Consider the following 13,390-nt stretch of genomic DNA (forward strand, 5'->3'; position numbering starts at 1 on the left):
TGAAGGATTTGCGCGGCGCCGGCCTGGTCACGTTCCGCGACAACCGGGTGACGATCCACGATCTGCCCGGCCTGCGCCGCGCCGGCGAATTCGATCCGACCTATCTCTATCTCGATCGTCTGCAAGATCAGCCCCGCGACCCGGGATACGTCAAGACGCTCGCCGCCATCGGCCGCTAGCGCGCACCGACTGCGGCGGCCGTCGTGGTCAGGCCGACAACGCCCGGTTCTCGTCGCGCGGGATGGGATAATAGGGATCGCCGGTGGCGCTGGAATATCCGGTAGTGATGCTGGTGTGCTCCGCCACCTGCCCGGTCAGATGCTTGTATTGGTCACCCGCGTGAACGGCACGTCCTCGTCCGGATAATGCACCACGGCGACCGGCTGATGCTATTACGGCTACACCGTGCGGTGCTCGAAGCGCAGCGAGCGATACGGCAGCCGGCCGTAGCGATGCCCGAAATATTCACCGATCGCCCCGGTGAAGACGAGTGCCATCGACATCGGCGAGCACGCGATACGCTAGCGCGCGGCGCGCGCTTTACGGCGGCGCATGATCAGGTTGATGCCGCGCGCGATCTGCTGATCGACGGCGCCGAGGGCTTCTGGCATCTCGCCGGCGACGAGGCGGTCAGCTGGGCCGATTTCGCGACGCGCATCGCGCTGGCCTGCGGCCACGATGCCAGCATGCTTGCTGTCAGGCGAGCCCTGCCCGGCCCTCGTATCCGTCGACCAGAAGACTTTGGCGGCGGTCATCGATCAGGTCGTTACGGGCCGTCACGGCGTCGCTCAGTGCACGCGCCAATGAGTCGATAATGGCAGGTTGTTCACAATGTCTGGCGACCGCCAGCCCGCGTTCGATCAATTTCACCAACCCGGCCAACTCGTTTCGCGCGGCCGTGTAGGCGTAGGAATTCATCAGCTTGGGCTGCGTGGCAAACAATTCCCGCGGCCCATCATGAGGTGGTGCGAGCGCGGTGAGCTTGACCGCCAGGTCGTTCAGATTTGAAGACAATATCGTACGGTGCTGGCTCAGGCGATTGGCATAATCTGCGGTGGTCATAGCATGTCCCCGTTCAGCGGGAGCGCTCCAGCGTCTCTCAGTCTCCGCATGCCTAGGGCGATTCGCGACGATGAGAAATCTTAACGCCGATCGGAATGCGGCTCGACAACCTAAGTTGCGTGACGATTTTATTCCTAGATCAATGTCCCGGCAGCGACATTGGACAGATGCAAGCGTGCGGCGGGTGCCTTTCGCTCCGTCAGACGGACATGATGCGTCGGCCGATTAACGCTTTCGCCAGCCTGCTATGCTAAACATGGGTTATGGTGAGATACGACCGATACGAGCCCGAGCCGACGACGGTCTATGTCGAACTGATCGCGGCAACGTTCACCATGCTGATCCCCGCCGCCATCATGTCGGGTATTTTTTTGGCGGTCGGTATATTCTGCGCGCTGGAAATTGGCGGCATCCTGCCGTGGATCGCTGTCGCGAGCGGCATGGCGGCGTCCGTCGCCAGGCTCGCGGTAATCCTTGCCTATCGCCGTCAGGCGCGTGGCGAGCTTTCCCGGCGTAGCGTTAGCGCCAAGTGGCAGTTTAGGCTTGGCCTGACCACCTTGCTGTTCGCAGCGTCGCTGGCGTTGCTCGGCATATCCGCCTTCCTGTCACCGCAGCAATTGCCGGAACTGCTGACCACCGGCCTGCTATTCGGTTTTTGCTCGGGCGCCGTGGCCAGAGGGTATATCCGGCCGCGCATCTGCGCCGCGTGCGTGACCGTCGCGACATTGCCGATCGCGCTGACCGCAGCGCTGCAAGGCGGCCTCGGCTATCTGATCCTGGCCGGCATGTTCGTCGCGTTCCTGCTCGGCAGCCTGGAGACGATCCGCTATTCATACCGCCTGGCGCGGGAACAGATCGCGCTGCGCAACGAAATGACGCTGGTGGCGCGTCATGATGTGCTGACCGGCCTCGCCAACCGTTTCGGTCTGCGCGAGGCCTTTGCGCAGTTGCTGCAAGCGCGGGATGGCCTGCCCATGGTGGCGGTCCACTGCCTCGACCTCGACGGCTTCAAGCCGGTCAATGATCGTTTCGGCCATCCGGTTGGCGACGCGCTGTTGCGCGAACTGGCCAACCGCATTCGGTCCACGGCGCGCGTGGGCGATATCAGCGCGCGGCTGGGTGGCGACGAATTTACCGTCGTGCAAGGCGGCATCGCGCGCGCCGAGGAAGCGGACCTGTTCGCCCGCCGCCTGGCGCGCGCCATTACCGCGCCATACATGATCGAGGGGCAAACGATCGAGATCGGCGTCAGCCTGGGCTATGCCACGTCGCCGCCGCATGAGGCGACGCTGGACGCGCTGATCGCCGAGGCCGACGCGACACTCTATCACATGAAGCGGAGCGGCGGCGGCGTCGGATCGAGCGCAAAGCTCGACCCGCAGCCCCATGCCGTCGGCTGGTAGGCATCGTTCGACCGCGCCGCTAAGCGCGGCCATCGCCCGCGCCTACTTGGCTTTCTGTCGATAGTCCCGCGACAGGAAGTCGAACGCCGGCAGCGCTTCGTGGCGTTTATAATCGAACCAGGCGGCATTCTCCCAATTGGAGCCCTTGCCCCAGCGCGTGCCACACTTGGTCGATACCCAATTGGGCTCCCAATAGACCATGCCGATCCCGCCGGCATCGACCGTCGTCTGCGTCAGATCGACGAGATAATCGCGCTGGCCCTTGGGGGTGGCGGGATAGCCCTTCACCAGCGTGTCTTCGCCGAGCAGATTGGGCGAGGTATCGGCATTGTCGGTGGTGAACGGATAGGCCGTTTCGACGACGATCACGTCAGCCTTGTAGCGATCCTTGACCGCCGCGATCGTCGTGCCCAGTTCGGCCATCGAGCGCACCGACCATTTCTTGTAATAGCTCAACCCGATCACGTCGTAATCGACCACGCCCGCTGCGGTGGCATCGTCGAACCACGGCTGGACATGTTCGGGCTGGGCAATGTGCAGCATCACGCGCGGATTGATCTTGGCGACCTTGCCGGCGTCGCGCACCGCCTTGATCCCGGCATTGAGCAGGGTCGCGTTACGCGTCCAATCGATCTTGCGATCCTTGACCCCGCCCATGATCTCGGGATTGGTCTCGTTGCCGACCTGCACCATCTCCGGCATCAGGCCCTGCGCGTCCAGCTTGCCGAGCACATCGCGGGTATAATCATACAGCGCCTTGGCCTGGGCCGGCGTGTCGAGCTTGGCCCAGGCGGCGGGCGGGATCTGCTTCTCGCCATCCGCCCAATCGTCCGAATAATGGAAATCGAGCAGCACCTGCATCCCCGCCGCGCGGGCGCGGCGGATCGTCTTGGTGACGTCGGCGAGATCGCTATATTTGGTCCACTTGGCATCGTTCCAGATACGCACGCGGACGATATTGCCGCCCTTGGTGGCCAGCAAGGTGAACGGATCGATCGGCTTGCCGGCCTGGCGGTACACCGCGCCGCAATCCTCCATCTCGTTGACGTAGGACAGATCGGCCCCGAGATAGAGCCCGCTCGCCGGCTTGGGCGCGAGCGGGGCAGCCTGCGCGGTGCCGGCCAGCAGCAGCGTGGCGATTGCAAACCTTGCCAGCATCAGAAATCGAACCCTGCGCCGATCATGAAGCGGCGACCATATTTCTCGTACCGACCCTGCTGCGCGCGCGTCGCATAATAGGTCTCGAATGCCTCGTCGGTAAGGTTGCTGGCCTGGAACAGCAGCTTCAGCCCCTTCAAGGCGCCGTCACCGAAATCATACGAGGTCTGGAAATCCAGCACGCCTTCGGCCGCCGTATTCAGGATACGGTCAGCATCGCCCAGGCCGGTCGCATAGTGGCTGCGATAGCGATAGGCCACGCGCGCTTCGAACCCCGCTTTAGAATAATAGAGCGTCGCATTGCCGACATGTTTGGACAGGCCCGGCAGGCCGATCTCGCCAATGAAATTGTCGTTCTCCAGCACGGTGATGTTGCTGTCGGTGTACGAATAATTGAGATAGACGCCGAGCCCGTCAAAGGGCTTGGGCAGGAAGGTGAATGCCTTCTGGAACAGGACCTCAAAACCCTTGATCTTGCCGCCGCTGGCATTGACCGGCTGGCGGAACAGGGCGTCGACCGGTGCCGCCCCCGGCGCGGGCACGATGCTTACCGTGGTGATCTGCGGCACGATATAGGTCGCGAGATCCTTGTAGAATGCCGAGACGGTCAATGCGCTGTCGCGGTCGAAATAATATTCGAAGGTCGCGTCCAGCTGGTTGGCGCGGAACGGCTCGAGCAGGGGATTGCCGCCGAATGCGGTGGGCGATCCGAAGTTGAAATAGCCGAAGCCGGCATTGAGATCGTCGAGCGCCGGGCGTGACAGCGCACGGCTCGCGCCCAAGCGGACCTGGATCTTGTCCGACGGCTTAAACGTCAGGTTGAGATTGGGCAGCCAATCGGTGAAGCCGTTGGTGATCTTGATCGGCGTCAGCGTCGGCGTGGCCTGTCCTTCGACCTGCGACACCAGCGTGCTGCGCGAATCCGTTTCGGTGCGCACGACGCGCAAGCCGATATTGCCGCTCACCGGCAGGCTGCCGAGCATGAAATCGAGATTGCCCTGCACGAAACCGGCATAGGTCTTTTCGCCCACTTCCCAGCTCGACCGGCGATCGAAATCGGAGGTCTGCGGGTCGATCGCGCCGAACAATTGCTCGACCGCCGGGAAGATATCGATCGCCAGCGTCGACGGGAGGCCGCTGAACCCGTTGCTGAACCGCACCGGATCGAGGAGCAGGTTGTCCGGGATCGTGGTGCGCGCCGCAGGATCGATAAAGCCAAACTGCGTGCGCTGCGTATAATCCTTCTTGCGATCGGTATGGCGCACGCCGAGCTGGATCGATTTGAGGAAATCGCTGCCCGTTTCATAGCTGGCATCGCCCTGCAGCGAGAACAGTTCGTCATGCGTGATCGGCGCGCCACCGCCGTTTTCCGGGATCTGGAAATCTGCGATCTGGTTGAGCGACGGACTGGTCAGATCGTAGCTGAACGCCATCGTCGGGGCCTTGCCGGCCTGTGTGGCAAAACTGGTGGTGACGCCGAACTGGTTCACCGGCTGCGTCCTGAGCGTCAGGAATTGTGCATTGCGCGTGGTGCGGGAATAGGCCGCGTCGCCGGTCAGCGTCAGCCCGCCAGTGCGGTATTTGGCGTTCAAGCCGCCGGCATAGAGATCGTCGTGCAGGAAATAATATTCGTTCACCACGCGCGTCTTCAGCCCGAAATCGGCCGCGTTGGTGGCGGTGATTGCGGTCACCCCGCCATCGGTGACGGTGGCATTGGCAAAGGAATTGCCAAACGGCAGGTCTTCGACGCGGAAGCCGCGCTGAGTCTCGTTGAACTTGACCTTCGAATAGAAGAAATCGCCGTTGAGTTCGAAGCTGCCATCGCCGGGCTTCCACTGCACAGCGGCCAGCGCGCCATGACGGATATCATCACCCCCGCGCTGCAGCGCTTCATAGCCATAGGGGATATTGTCGTTGCCCTGGCCGTCGCCGTTCAGATCGGCAAAGCTGTTGGTGTAGCGGAACACGTTGGTGCGTTCCGTCGCGACGGCCTGGCGGCGCCCGGAATAGCCGAGCGCGATGCCCAATGTGTCGTCAGCAAACTGATCGATATACGAGATACTGCCGATCACGCCGAACGGCTTGGTATCGCCGACATTGTCGGCGAGATCGCTGTAGATGCCGCGCACGTTCAGCACGATCTTGCGCTCTTTGTAATCGAGCGGCCTGATCGTGCGCAGATCGATCTGCCCGGCGATCGCACCCTCGACCTGCGCCGCCGTCGGCGACTTGAAGACAAACGCGCCGCTCAGCAGTTCGGCAGGATATTGCTCGTAACGAATGTTGCGGCTTGGCTCGGATGATACGATCTCGCGGCCGTTGAGCAGCGTGTTCACCAGCGCCGGCCCCATGCCGCGGATCGACACCTGCGTGCCGTTGCCGCGATCGCGGTTGGTGGCCAGGCCCGGCAGGCGGGCGAGCGATTCGGCGATGCTTGCCTCGGGCAGCTTGCCGATATCCTCGGCCGACAGCACTTCCTGCACGCGGTCGGCATTGCGCTTTTCGTTGATTGCGGTGCGCAGCGACTGGCGATAGCCGGTCACGACGATGTCTTGTCCTTCGTCACCAGCCGCTGCTGCGTCCGACTGAACGTCGCTGCCCGTGCTCGCTGGCCCGCTCGGGTCAGCCGCTACACTTGTTTGAGCAAACGCCGTCGTCGACAACGATACCAAACTGACGGCGGCCAGCAGAAAACCCCGGTGATTCACGACAATCCTCCCCATCGGCGCTCACAGCAGGCGCCGTCGGGGAGTTTTGTATGACAAATGATGACACCCTTGCAACTTTAATTTGCGGGTGCCCTCGCTATCAGCGTCACCAAGCCGTTGGAAAGCCCTGCACTTGTCGCAGTAATGCGGATCGTACCAGGGCTGGAGCCAATGCGGACGATCGCCTGTGCCAGCCCATGAAACGCGCTACGTTGCGTCGCCTGGTCCGCTTCCAGGCAGGTCGGATCGCCATTCCCGACCCCGATCACCTCGGCATCGCCGGCAATGGTAAAGCGCACCAGATTGCTCGCATCCGGCACCGGACGACCACGCCGATCGACGATTTCCGCGCGCAGCACCACGACATCGCTGCCATCCGCCACCGCCACGCGACGATCCCCGGTCAGCACGACCGCATAAGCCGGCCCCGCCGTCTCCCTGACGGACGTCGCCACGCGCCGCCCCCGATTGACACCACGCGCCTCGATCCGGCCCGCAGCATAGGGCACGCTCCATGCCAGATGGCCGTTGCGCGGCATCGCCTTGCGCCCGAGCGAGCGGCCGTTGAGCAGCAATTCGACCTCGTCGCAATTGCCGTGCGCCCAAACCTCGATCGGCTCGCCTTCCCGCCCCGGCCAGGTCCAGTGCGGCAAGAGATGGACCATCGGCACGTCCGGCCGCCACCAACTGCGATAATAATGGTAATTATCCTTGGCGAAGCCGCACGTGTCGAGCACCCCGAAATAGCTCGAGATGCTGGGGAACTGCGCATACGGCGTCGGTTCGCCGCGATAATCGAACCCGGTCCAGATGAATCCGCCGGCGATATACGGCCGCGTGGCCGCGATCGACCACCAAGCCTCGGCGGTCGAGGCCCACCATGGATGCTCGGTATCATAAGCGCGGACGACATGGGCCGCGGCATCGGTGACATAGGCGCCGCGTGTCGACACCGTACTGCCGGTTTCCGAACCATAGACCGGCACGTCCGGATGCGCCGTGTGAAACGCTTCGATCTGTTCGCTGCGATAGTTGAACCCGACCAGATCGACGACCTTGGCCGCGCCCTTGTCCCAGCTATTGTCGAACGCGAAGGTCGTCGGCCGAGTCGGATCGAGCGCGCGCACGCGGGCCTGCATTGCCGCCGTCACGCGCGCACCCCGCGCGGTGCCCTGTTGCGGCTCTTCGTTGCCCAGCGACCAGGCGATCACGCAAGGATGATTGCGGTCGCGCCGCAGGATCCGCTCCAGCTCGTCGATCGATTCCGCATCGCTGCTGTTGCGGCGTGCTTCGACGATCATCAGCATGCCCTTGGCGTCGCACAGGTCGAGCAACGCAGTGGCCGGCGGGTTATGCGCGCTGCGCCACGCGTTCGAGCCCATCGTCTTGAGCTGGTCGATGCGCCAGCCATGCAGCGCATCGGGAATGCCTGTGCCGACCCCGGCATGATCCTGGTGATTGCACGTGCCGAGCAGCTTGACCGGCCGGCCGTTGAGAAAGAAGCCGCGTGCCGCATCGAAGCGGATCGCACGAATGCCGAACGGCGTCTCGTAGCGATCGGTCACCACCCCGGCGACCAGCACTTCGCTGCGCAGGCGGTAGAGTTGCGGCGTCTCGATACTCCAGAGCAGCGGCGCGCGCACCGGGGCACTGGCATCGGCGCTGGCGCGACCGCCCGCGGGCACGGTCAGCGTGACGGCCGGCAACGCAGCGACCAGGCGCCCGTGCGGATCGACGATCGTCTGGCGGAGCTGCGCGTCGACCGGCGCGGCGTTATCGTTGGCGAGCTCGATCGTCGCCGTCACGGTCGCCCCGTCCGGCCCGATCGTGCTGCGCACGAACGTGCCGTGCGGCGCCACGTGCACAGGCTCGGTGCGCACTAGCTCCACGTGCCGATAGATCCCGGCGCCCTCATAGAACCAGCCTTCGCCGAGCGACGCATCGACGCGCACGGTGACGACGTTGGGCCCCCCGTCATAATCGAGGAAATCGCCGATCGGCACGGTGAACGGCGCATAGCCGCTGGCATTGGTGGCGACGACATAACCGTTGACGAACACGATGCTGTCGCGGAACACGCCATCGAATTCGAGCCACAGGCTGCGCGTGCGGTCCGCCGCGTCGATCGCGATCGCGGTGCGATACCAACCGATGCTGTTTTCAGGATGGTCGCGGCCAAGCGCCTTGAAGCCGTGGGCGGCGACGGCGTCCTCGGTCTCCTTGGGCGCTGGCGCCGCCGGTTTGGCAAAGGGCAGTTCGACCGCCCAATCGTGCGGCACCTGCACGCGCCGCCACGCCGTATCGTCGAACTCGGCCTGCGCCGCATCGGCGGTCGCCGCGCCGGATTTGGCGAAGGTGCGCTGGTTGCGGCCGAAGTTGAAATCGCGCGCCTGGTCGCCGGCGTGACCGAGATGGAAGCGCCAAGTGGCAAGTCTCGTGCTGCGCCCAGCACTTGGTAACCGCGGCCGTGCGGTGGCCTGCGGCACGCCGACGGCCACCGTCGCGACCGCCGCGGTACCAATTTGCAGCGTCTCGCGCCGTGTCCAATCCATCGCAACCCCCGGTTTGTCTTACAAATGTCGTAGCCGCCCAATCGCTTATTGCAAAGGCCCAGCCACGCCTGGCTCACCAACGACACGCATCGATCGACTTTTCCCGATGCGTATTGACGGCCACAAAGGCAACGGGTAATTCCGATATATGATCACCGACGATGCCCTGTCCGTGCTGGCCGCACTGGCCCATCCGACCCGCCTGGCCGCGTTTCGCTTGCTGGTGGCGCACGAGCCCGATGGCCTGTCGACCGGGCAATTGGTCACCGATGCCGGTCTCACGCAGAGTACCTTGTCGACCCATCTCGCGGTGCTGGTAAAGGCCGGACTGGTGGTGCCCGAGAAGCGCGGTCGCCAGATGATCCAACGCGCGAACATCGACGCGCTCCGCGCCCTGATGCTGTTCCTGGCCAAGGATTGCTGCGAGGGCCGTCCCGAACTGTGCGAGCCGCTGCTCGCCGACCTCCTTTGCTGCTGACCCGGAGCGCGCCGTGACCGACCCATCGATGATCGTCATCTACCACAATCCCGCCTGCGGCACGTCGCGCAACACGCTCGCGCTGATCCGCAATTCGGGCGTCGAGCCGCATGTCATCGACTATCTCAAGACCCCGCCGGCCCGCGCCCTGCTGGTCGAGATGATCGCGCGTGCCGGGCTCACGCCGCGCGCGCTGTTGCGCGAAAAGGGCACGCCTTATGCGGATTTGGGCCTGGGCGACCCGTCGCTGTCGGATGACGCGCTCGTCGATGCGATGATCGACCACCCGATCCTGATCAACCGCCCGCTGGTCGTCACGCCGCTGGGCGTAAAGCTGTGCCGGCCGTCGGAAGTCGTGCTCGACATCCTGCCCGATGCGCAGCGCGGCGCCTTCGCCAAGGAAGATGGCGAACAGATCGTCGATGCCGCGGGCAAGCGCATCGCCTGATGGTCGCCGCGCTGCTGATCTTCGTCGTCACGATCGCGTTCGTCATCTGGCAGCCCAAAGGGCTCGGCATCGGCTGGAGTGCGATGGCGGGGGCAGGCATGGCCTTGCTCGCCGGCGTCGTCACCTGGGCCGATGTGCCGGTGGTGTGGCATATCGTGTGGAACGCCACTGCCACGTTCGTCGCGATCATCGTCACCAGCCTGCTGCTCGACGAGGCCGGGCTGTTCGAATGGTCGGCGCTGCACGTCGCGCGTTGGGGTCGCGGACGGGGCAAGCGCCTGTTCGCGCTCGTCGTGCTGCTCGGCGCGGCTGTTTCCGCCTTGTTCGCCAATGACGGCGCCGCGCTGATCCTCACGCCGATCGTCCTCGCCATGCTGCAGGCGCTTGGCTACGGCCCCAAGGCGACCCTTGCTTTCGTGATGGCGGCGGGCTTTATCGCCGACACGGCAAGCCTGCCCCTGGTCGTCTCCAATCTCGTCAACATCGTCTCGGCGGATTTCTTCGATCTCGGTTTCGGCGCTTATGCGCGCATCATGCTGCCGGTCGATCTCGCCGCGATCGGATCGACACTGCTTGTCCTGTGGCTCTACTTCCGACGCGATATTCCCGCCGAATATGACGTCGGCAAGCTGCGCCTGCCCGCCGCAGCGATCCGCGATCGCGCCACCTTCCGCACCGGCTGGATCGTGCTGCTGCTCCTGCTGGTGGGCTTTTTCGTGCTCGATCCGCTCGGCGTTCCGATCAGCCTGGTTGCCGCGACGGGCGCGGCCGTGCTGCTCGTGGTCGCCGCGCGGGGCAAGGCGATCGAGACTGGCAAGGTGCTGCGCGGCGCGCCGTGGCAGGTCGTGATCTTCTCGCTCGGCATGTATCTTGTCGTTTACGGGCTGCGCAATGCCGGGCTGACCGCTTATGTCGCGATGCTGCTCGACCACGCTGCCACTGGCGGCGTGTGGGGCGCGACGTTCGGCACCGGTATCCTCACCGCCTTGCTGTCGTCGGTCATGAACAACATGCCAACGGTGTTGATCGGCGCGCTGTCGATCGACGCCAGCCATGCCACCGGCACGATCCGCGACGCGATGATCTACGCCAATGTGATCGGCTGCGACCTCGGCCCGAAATTGACCCCGATCGGTTCGCTCGCCACATTGTTATGGCTCCACGTGCTCGGTCAGAAGGGCGTGCGCATCGGCTGGGGCTATTATTTCAAGGTCGGGGTGACGCTGACCGTGCCGGTATTGCTCGTCACCCTGGCCGCGCTCGCGCTGCGCCTCAGCTTTTGAGGCGAGGCGCTGACCCAATGCGCTCGTGGACGCCGCCGCCTGACCGCATGTCCGCCGCGCACCGACATGTGATGACTGGATACCGACCGTCTATCGGCTATGCTGGATATATGGATAATCCCTTGGCCATTGCTGCTTTTGGCGCCCTTGCGCAGGGCACCCGCCTCGACGCGTTTCGCCAGCTGGTGCGACACGAACCGGACGGCATGGCGGCAGGCGAGATAGCGCGCCAACGCACCGTGCCGCAAAATACCATGTCGGCGCATCTCGGCATCCTCGCCCGCGCTGGTATCGTACGATCCGAGCGACACTGCCGCTCTATCATCTATCGTGCCGGCCTGAACGGCTTGGGCAGCCTGACGCGGTTCCTCGTCGAAGATTGCTGCGCGGGCGCGCCGGCGCTGCGCGCGCCGCTCCCCGCCGAACTTGCTCCCTGCTGCTGAGAAGATGCCGCTACGCGCCCTCCCCGACCCTGATCACCTGCCCGCGCTCGATCGACGCTATGCGCTGGATCGACCCGCTACCGGGCTGGGTGCGGGCGACCCGCCCCCACGCATCCTGCTGCTCTACGGATCGTTGCGCGAGCGATCATACTCCCGCTTGTGCGTTGAAGAAGCGGCGCGCCTGTTGCAGTTTTTCGGCGCGGAAACGCGCATCTTCGATCCCTCGACCCTGCCGCTACCCGACCAGGTCGCCGGGGACGACCATCCGGCCGTGCGCGAATTGCGCGACTTGTCGATATGGTCGGAAGGCCAAGTATGGTGCAGCCCGGAACGCCACGGCCAGATAACCGGCATCATGAAGCTGCAAGTCGATCACCTGCCGCTGTCGATGGGCGGGATGCGACCGACGCAGGGCCGGACTCTCGCCGTCATGCAGGTCTCGGCCGGATCGCAGTCGTTCAACAGCGTCAACACCCTGCGCGTCCTTGGTCGCTGGATGCGGATGGTGACCATCCCCAACCAGTCCAGCGTCGCCAAGGCGTTCGAGGAGTTCGACGAGACCGGTCGGATGAAACGGTCGAGCTACTATGATCGCATCGTCGATGTGATGGAGGAGTTGGTGCGCTTCACGGTGCTGCTACGCCCCCACGCTGCCCAGCTTGTCGATCGATACTCCGAACGCAAGGACGCCGGCGTGCCGCTCGACGCGGCAACCGATCTGTCGAGCATCGCCACGGCGCCGCAACGCGGCAGCTGAAGGGACGGCGACCGCCGGCTCGACCCCCAGCCGCCGACGGCGGTTTTGATAAGTACTGCCTCAATCCCACGGCGCGCTGCCCTTTATTATCCCGAAGATAGTGGACATTAGGTTGTCGCTGCCGAGCTCGGTTTCGTTCTACGCGATTGGTCTGAACTTACCCGTCACTTGTTCACCGGCTCGATATATTCTCACTCTATTTCCCTGAATTAGGCCATAGACCGGAACATTACCGTGGCAGCCCTGTTGGGGCATGGCTGGGATCAAATACACTATGACGACAAATGCGCGGCTCGCGAGCGACGCTTCGAGCGCACCGACCCCGGTCATTCTGGTAGTCGAAGACGAATGGTTGATCCGCCTGGCGTTGGTCGACCTGCTCCGCGAACGCGGTCGACAGGTGATCGAGGCGACCAACGGCGCTGAGGCCATCGATCTCATCCAATCCGGCGCGTCGATCGACCTGATCTTCACCGATGTGCGCATGCCCGGTCCCGTCGATGGTCTCGCGCTGCTGAATTTCGCGCGGCATGCCTTGCCCGGCGTCCCCGTGATCGTCTCGTCCGGCCACCTCCGCCCCACGCTCGCGTTGCAGGCGGGGGCCGCCCGGTTCGTCTCCAAACCCTATCAGTTCGATGCCATCGCCACGATGATCGACGACACGCTCAAGGATCTTGAATCGATGGCATCCGCCGACGACGCCCCCGCCGCATCGGTCTTGATCGCGGACAGCGACATCATCGTCCGCCACGCCGTGGCCGATTACCTGCGCCACTGCGGTTATCGCGTCGTCGAAGCCGCAACGAGCGACGAGGCATTGCTTGCGCTTGCCGAAGCCAGCCTGTCGATCGACGTCGTCTTGTGCGACGTGGCCATCAAAGGGCGCACTTCCGGCTTCGAATTGGCCACCTGGGTTCGCCAGAGCCGGCCTGAACTCGAGGTGCGCTTGGCCGCAAGCGTCGAAGGCGCGGCCAAGGTGGCGGCCAATCTGTGCAGTCACGGCCCACATCTCGAGCGACCCTACGAGCCACAGGGCGTAGTCGATTATATTCTCCAGCGCCGCGCGACGCTTAAGAGAAACAGCGCATAGCAGCAGCT

General features: G+C 64.1%; 13 protein-coding genes. 7 read left to right on the top strand and 6 right to left on the bottom strand.

Translation table 11 applies throughout. The annotated features are described in order from the left end of the window. Positions 1–398 precede the first annotated feature (398 nt). Genes U1739_RS20680 through U1739_RS20690 form a run of 3 tightly spaced genes read right to left on the bottom strand, consistent with a single transcriptional unit; the run spans position 399 to position 1,062 of the window. Complete coding sequence (locus U1739_RS20680; protein ID WP_332710509.1) at positions 399–497, bottom strand: UDP-galactopyranose mutase; 99 nt, start codon at positions 495–497, stop codon at positions 399–401. Positions 498–521: 24 nt separating this feature from the next. After that, positions 522–755, bottom strand: a complete 234-nt coding sequence (locus U1739_RS20685; protein ID WP_332710510.1) for a hypothetical protein — start codon at positions 753–755, stop codon at positions 522–524. After that, positions 697–1,062, bottom strand: coding sequence for a hypothetical protein (locus U1739_RS20690; RefSeq protein WP_332710511.1), 366 nt, complete (start codon positions 1,060–1,062; stop codon positions 697–699). The genes U1739_RS20685 and U1739_RS20690 overlap by 59 nt, the downstream gene beginning before the upstream one ends. A 263-nt stretch (positions 1,063–1,325) precedes the next feature. On the opposite strand from U1739_RS20690, the gene U1739_RS20695 reads away from it, so the two are divergent. Further along, positions 1,326–2,465 (top strand): diguanylate cyclase domain-containing protein, encoded by a 1,140-nt coding sequence (locus U1739_RS20695; RefSeq protein ID WP_332710512.1) that lies wholly within the window; start codon positions 1,326–1,328, stop codon positions 2,463–2,465. Between the two features lie 42 nt (positions 2,466–2,507). Here U1739_RS20695 and U1739_RS20700 read toward each other — a convergent pair whose 3' ends face one another. From U1739_RS20700 to galA, 3 genes are all read right to left on the bottom strand, one after another. Continuing rightward, positions 2,508–3,623, bottom strand: coding sequence for a glycoside hydrolase family 53 protein (locus tag U1739_RS20700; protein ID WP_332710513.1), 1,116 nt, complete (start codon positions 3,621–3,623; stop codon positions 2,508–2,510). Then, positions 3,623–6,166, bottom strand: a complete 2,544-nt coding sequence (locus tag U1739_RS20705) for a TonB-dependent receptor (protein WP_332710514.1) — start codon at positions 6,164–6,166, stop codon at positions 3,623–3,625. The genes U1739_RS20700 and U1739_RS20705 overlap by 1 nt, the downstream gene beginning before the upstream one ends. A gap of 242 nt (positions 6,167–6,408) precedes the next feature. Next, complete coding sequence (galA, locus tag U1739_RS20710) at positions 6,409–8,883, bottom strand: beta-galactosidase GalA (RefSeq protein ID WP_332710515.1); 2,475 nt, start codon at positions 8,881–8,883, stop codon at positions 6,409–6,411. A 148-nt stretch (positions 8,884–9,031) separates the two neighbouring features. Here galA and U1739_RS20715 point away from each other — a divergent pair, with 148 nt between their 5' ends. The 6 genes from U1739_RS20715 (at position 9,032) to U1739_RS20740 (ending at position 13,382) form a co-directional block, all read left to right on the top strand. Continuing rightward, on the top strand, positions 9,032–9,361 hold the full coding sequence (locus U1739_RS20715; protein ID WP_332710516.1) for an ArsR/SmtB family transcription factor: 330 nt from the start codon (positions 9,032–9,034) through the stop codon (positions 9,359–9,361). A 28-nt stretch (positions 9,362–9,389) separates the two neighbouring features. Further along, positions 9,390–9,809, top strand: a complete 420-nt coding sequence (gene arsC, locus U1739_RS20720) for an arsenate reductase (glutaredoxin) (RefSeq protein WP_332710532.1) — start codon at positions 9,390–9,392, stop codon at positions 9,807–9,809. Then, a complete protein-coding gene (locus U1739_RS20725; protein ID WP_332710517.1) occupies positions 9,809–11,092 on the top strand; it encodes an arsenic transporter in 1,284 nt (427 codons plus the stop codon). The genes arsC and U1739_RS20725 overlap by 1 nt, the downstream gene beginning before the upstream one ends. Before the next feature lie 110 nt (positions 11,093–11,202). Continuing rightward, positions 11,203–11,535 carry an ArsR/SmtB family transcription factor gene (locus U1739_RS20730; protein WP_332710518.1) on the top strand — a complete coding sequence of 111 codons (333 nt, stop codon included), beginning with the start codon at positions 11,203–11,205 and terminating at the stop codon, positions 11,533–11,535. A 4-nt stretch (positions 11,536–11,539) separates the two neighbouring features. Continuing rightward, entirely contained in the window at positions 11,540–12,292 is a 753-nt protein-coding gene (gene arsH / locus U1739_RS20735; protein ID WP_332710519.1) for an arsenical resistance protein ArsH, read from the top strand. A 274-nt stretch (positions 12,293–12,566) separates the two neighbouring features. Next, the gene (locus U1739_RS20740; protein WP_332710520.1) at positions 12,567–13,382 is read left to right on the top strand and encodes a response regulator; all 816 of its coding nucleotides are present in this window, start codon (positions 12,567–12,569) and stop codon (positions 13,380–13,382) included. Positions 13,383–13,390 lie beyond the last annotated feature (8 nt).

Origin of the sequence: Parasphingomonas puruogangriensis (assembly GCF_036663635.1) — a bacterium.
In the GTDB taxonomy this organism is placed as follows: Bacteria; Pseudomonadota; Alphaproteobacteria; order Sphingomonadales; family Sphingomonadaceae; genus Sphingomonas.

Coding starts and splice junctions, on each gene's coding strand:
- U1739_RS20700 (WP_332710513.1), bottom strand. CDS start 3,623: ATGCTGGCAAGGTTTGCAATCGCCACGCTGCTGCTGGCCGGCACCGCG.
- arsC (WP_332710532.1), top strand. CDS start 9,390: ATGATCGTCATCTACCACAATCCCGCCTGCGGCACGTCGCGCAACACG.
- arsH (WP_332710519.1), top strand. CDS start 11,540: ATGCCGCTACGCGCCCTCCCCGACCCTGATCACCTGCCCGCGCTCGAT.
- U1739_RS20715 (WP_332710516.1), top strand. CDS start 9,032: ATGATCACCGACGATGCCCTGTCCGTGCTGGCCGCACTGGCCCATCCG.
- U1739_RS20725 (WP_332710517.1), top strand. CDS start 9,809: ATGGTCGCCGCGCTGCTGATCTTCGTCGTCACGATCGCGTTCGTCATC.
- U1739_RS20695 (WP_332710512.1), top strand. CDS start 1,326: ATGGTGAGATACGACCGATACGAGCCCGAGCCGACGACGGTCTATGTC.
- U1739_RS20680 (WP_332710509.1), bottom strand. CDS start 497: ATGGCACTCGTCTTCACCGGGGCGATCGGTGAATATTTCGGGCATCGC.
- U1739_RS20730 (WP_332710518.1), top strand. CDS start 11,203: ATGGATAATCCCTTGGCCATTGCTGCTTTTGGCGCCCTTGCGCAGGGC.
- U1739_RS20685 (WP_332710510.1), bottom strand. CDS start 755: ATGACCGCCGCCAAAGTCTTCTGGTCGACGGATACGAGGGCCGGGCAG.
- galA (WP_332710515.1), bottom strand. CDS start 8,883: ATGGATTGGACACGGCGCGAGACGCTGCAAATTGGTACCGCGGCGGTC.
- U1739_RS20740 (WP_332710520.1), top strand. CDS start 12,567: ATGACGACAAATGCGCGGCTCGCGAGCGACGCTTCGAGCGCACCGACC.
- U1739_RS20690 (WP_332710511.1), bottom strand. CDS start 1,062: ATGACCACCGCAGATTATGCCAATCGCCTGAGCCAGCACCGTACGATA.